The following is a 3582-nucleotide window of genomic DNA, read 5'->3' as shown; positions in this document are numbered from 1 at the left end:
AGGAGCGTGGAGGACAAGCAGATTTAAAGAATCAAACTATTGGGATCAATCATGGAGATGATTTAGAAGGAGCTATGAAATTAAAACAGTTGATTGAAGAAAAATTTGGTTGTAATAATTTTATTATTAATGTTATAGGATGCGCTATAGGAGCTCATTCAGGACCAGGGACATTATCCGTATTTTTTTTAAATGAAAAATATAAGGAATAACAACTAAACCTAGACAGATGTCTGGGTTTTTCTATAGACATAAAAAAATATATTTTTATAATACTAAAAGTATAGACAAACTCAATTAATAGTAGTATAATAAATAATGTTGAATAAGTATGCTCCTTTAGCTCAGTTGGCTAGAGCACCTGACTCTTAATCAGGGCGTCCAGGGTTCGAATCCCTGAAGGAGCACCAAATAAAATCTATACTTTATAAGATGAAATAAATTAAGGCTTACAGGGATTTCCTGTAGGCCTTTTTCATAAAATTAAATTACTCAAAAGGTACTACTATATTAACTTGGGTATATACTATATAATAAATTAAAAAAGAAATAAGGTGATTTGATGAAGAATGTTGCAGCATTTTTTGATATTGATGGAACTCTTTTTAGAAATTCCCTAATGATTCAACATTTTAAAAAATTAATTAAATATGAAGTTATCGATCCGTCTATATGGTATAACAAAGTGAAATCGGTATATGAAGAATGGGAAAAAAGATATGGAGATTTTGAACATTATTTAGAAACTTTAGCAGAAGTATATATTGATGAATTAAAAGGAGTAAATAAATCCTATATTGAATTTATTGCATCTCAAGTCATTAATGTAAATGGAGATATGGTATATAAGTATTCTAGAGATCAAATAGAGTGGCATAAAAGTCAAGGGCACAAGGTGTTTTTTATATCAGGCAGCCCAGATTTCCTAGTTTGTAAAATGGCTGAAAAATATGGCGCTACTGAATATAGAGGAACAACTTATATTGTTGATGATGATAATAATTTTACAGGAGAAATAATAAAGATGTGGGACTCAGAAAACAAACAAAGAATATTAGATGAGTTTCTATCTAAATATGATGTAGATTTAGACAACAGCTACGCTTATGGAGATACTACAGGTGATTTATCTATGTTAAAGATGGTAGGTAACCCTATTGCTATCAACCCTAATAAAGAATTTTTGTTAAGCATTAGAGAAGACGAAAAACTTTTTAAAAATACTATTATAATAGTTGAAAGAAAAGATGTTATATATAGATTAAAAGCAGATGTGGAGATAATGAAATAGTTGAAAATAAAATATAGAAAAAGGGATATAATCCTTATAGAAGGTTATGCATGATATTTAATATGGAAGAGGTGTTTCAAATGAAAAAAATACTATCCTTAATTAGCATATTGCTTTTTATTAGTTTAATATTGGTTAGTTGTGGAGAAACTCAAGAGCCTCCAGGAGATGATGCTGTAGTAGAACCAGAGGAAGAGGTTTTAACTATAAAAGATTTTTATCCTTTTAAAGAAAACTGGAAAATGGAATACGAAGGAATTGGGAATGAATTTGCTGAGCAGACAACTTTTTTTGAATTTATTGAAGAAAATAAAGGACAGTTAAAAATATTTAATCCAGGTACAGTTATGGTAAAGGTATTGGAATATGACGAAGGAGAACTAAAGGAAATATTTAGTGAAGGAGAGTTTTATCATATTGAAAATATGATTGATGTTAAAAATGAGAATAACAATATTATTTTAAAGGAACCATTGAAGGTTGGAACATCCTGGACTACTTCCGGTGGATATAAGAGCAGTATAACTGGTATAGATGTAAATATAGAAACTCCTTATAAAAACTTTAAGGCTTTAGAGGTAACTACTGAATTTGGAGAAGGTAGAAAACAGTTAGAATATTATGCAAAAGATGTTGGACCTGTAGCTTCTATTTATATAGATGGTGAATTTGAGGTAAAAACCCTTTTAGAAGAAATAGAAAATGAATCCTATGAAATGGATGTTAAATTTTTCTATCCTATGTTTGACGAAATTAAAACTGGATATGTTGAGAGAGATATAGAATTTAGCACTAATGGCAATATTAAAGAAATATTGGAATACAATCTTAAAAATCCTAATATGAATGAATTGATTTCTCCTATTTCTGATAATACAAAGGTTAATTCTATAATATTGGATAGGGGAAATCAAATGGTTAAAGTGGATTTTTCAAATGAACTATTAGAGGATATGAATGCAGGAAGTGCAATGGAGGGTGAAATTATAAAAAGTATAGTTAACACTTTTGCGAATTTTTATCAGGTAGAAAAAGTATATATATCTACTGAGGGAAATCCCTATAGTTCAGGTCATTTTTCAATCAATAAAGATGAATTTTTTACTGTTGATTACTCAAATATAGAAGAGTTAGATGAATAAAAAAAGAACCCCATTTATTAACAGGGGTTCTTTTTTTTAATTTAAAAATCATCCTTGTTGCTATTGTTGTCATCTTTATTACTATTTTTGTTATTGTTTTTATTTTTGTTTTTATTACCTTTTTGATTCTTAAAGGAATCTTTTTTGTTTTTAGCCACTTTGAACCTCCTCAATTCAAATTTTATGTGATTCTTCTCATATAGTATTCCATTATTTTTGAAAAATATGATTAAAATCAATAATATTAGAATAATTTACTAGATTAATGTTAAGGTTTAACTTTAATTTCAAAATGGCTAGGAATAAAGATTTTAACAGTTAATCTAATACATTAAGTATTGCTAAGGTTTTCTAACTCTAATAGAAATCTTGATGAATTAACCTGTTTCTCGTTTCTAGAATTAAAAGTCATCAGAGTTAAAAATTTTTTTGCTCTTGTCATTCCTACATAAAATAGTCTCCTTTCTTCTTCTAAAGCTTCTATATTACCTTTTCGAAAGTCATCTATGCTATTAGTAGTTGGAAAATCACCATCAATTAAATCAATCATAAAAACTCTATCAAATTCTAAACCTTTAGCAGAATGAATAGTAGATAAAGTAATACCATTACTTGTATTTTTTGATTGGATGCAAAGATATTCTAAATATTTTAATCTACCAATAAATTGGTTAAAGTCATCAACTTTTAAAGCTATTATCTTAATATAATTTAAAATTGTCTTTAATGAATCTAAGGTATGCCCAAATTTCATACAACTTTCTCTTAAATAATCTTCATAGCCTAAAGTGTTTTCAATATAGCATATGCCTTGATAGGGCTTCATTTTAGATAATTTTTTAAAACTCAACTTTAATTCTAAAAAATTGTTTTTATAGAATTTATTCAGTCCAGGAAGATTTAATAATCTGTCCAATATTGATTTATTCGAGTTTAATGTTTTAACATAATTAAGTTGTTTTTTGGAAATAAAGCCTTTCATTTTAAAGTATATTTTTTCAAAAGACTGTATATTTGAGTTATCATAAGCAAATAAGAAGAAGTGAATAATATCTTGTACCAGCCAATGGTTAAAAAATTTTATCTTTGTATCTTTCATATAGAATGAAATATCATTTCTATCTAAATATTCTATAATACCAATGGCGG

The 3582-nt window shown here is 27.4% G+C and carries 4 protein-coding genes and 1 tRNA gene; 4 read left to right on the top strand and 1 reads right to left on the bottom strand.

Annotated elements, in window-relative coordinates:
• The 4 genes from VK998_RS06875 to VK998_RS06860 all read left to right on the top strand — a co-directional run.
• A partial coding sequence (locus VK998_RS06875; RefSeq protein WP_325226870.1) for a DegV family protein occupies nt 1-212 on the top strand: 212 nt, incomplete at its 5' end.
• Nucleotides 213-333: 121 nt separating this feature from the next.
• Nucleotides 334-410, top strand: a tRNA-Lys gene (locus tag VK998_RS06870).
• 152 nt (nt 411-562) lie between these two features.
• Complete coding sequence (locus VK998_RS06865; protein WP_325226868.1) at nt 563-1291, top strand: HAD family hydrolase; 729 nt, start codon at nt 563-565, stop codon at nt 1289-1291.
• Between the two features lie 80 nt (nt 1292-1371).
• Nucleotides 1372-2433, top strand: a complete 1062-nt coding sequence (locus VK998_RS06860) for a GerMN domain-containing protein (protein WP_325226866.1) — start codon at nt 1372-1374, stop codon at nt 2431-2433.
• Between the two features lie 331 nt (nt 2434-2764).
• On the opposite strand, the gene VK998_RS06855 is transcribed toward VK998_RS06860, so the two are convergent.
• A partial coding sequence (locus VK998_RS06855; RefSeq protein WP_325226864.1) for an ATP-dependent helicase occupies nt 2765-3582 on the bottom strand: 818 nt, incomplete at its 5' end.

The organism is Schnuerera sp. (assembly GCF_035459645.1).
Classification (GTDB): Bacteria; Bacillota; Clostridia; order Tissierellales; family Tepidimicrobiaceae; genus Schnuerera.
Note: the sequence above shows the minus strand (reverse complement) of the source record. Positions and strands in the feature narration are given on the sequence as shown.

Coding starts and splice junctions, on each gene's coding strand:
- VK998_RS06865 (WP_325226868.1), top strand. CDS start 563: ATGAAGAATGTTGCAGCATTTTTTGATATTGATGGAACTCTTTTTAGA.
- VK998_RS06860 (WP_325226866.1), top strand. CDS start 1,372: ATGAAAAAAATACTATCCTTAATTAGCATATTGCTTTTTATTAGTTTA.